We start from the raw sequence: 314 nt of genomic DNA, 5'->3' as shown, positions 1-314 counted from the left end.
ACCAGTTCGCGCACGATTTGCCGCGTCCACAAGCCAAAATCGAAACCGTATTGCAGCGGGTTCTTGCCGTTGATCCAGCGAAACACTTGCCGCTCTTGCGCCGGCGTCAACTTCTTCGGACGTCCCGTTCCTTTGCGCGACGCCAGCGCCCGCAGACCCTTCCCACGACCTTTCGCCGTTCTCATCCAGCGGTAAATCACGCTGCGGTGAAATCCATAGCTCTCGACGACGGCGCTCGGCTTTTCACCTTCGCGCACTCGCTCCAACGCCATCATGCGGATTTCTTCCAGGGTTCGATGGTCAAGTTGTCGGCC

The 314-nt window shown here is 59.2% G+C and carries 1 protein-coding gene; it reads right to left on the bottom strand.

Translation table 11 applies throughout. From position 1 onward, the window contains the following. Positions 1–314 (bottom strand): helix-turn-helix domain-containing protein (locus tag AC5ZG5_RS46540; RefSeq protein ID WP_496165613.1); only part of this gene is annotated, 314 nt, incomplete at both ends.

It is taken from the genome of Bradyrhizobium sp. Ses1, assembly GCF_059512365.1.
Note: the sequence above shows the minus strand (reverse complement) of the source record. Positions and strands in the feature narration are given on the sequence as shown.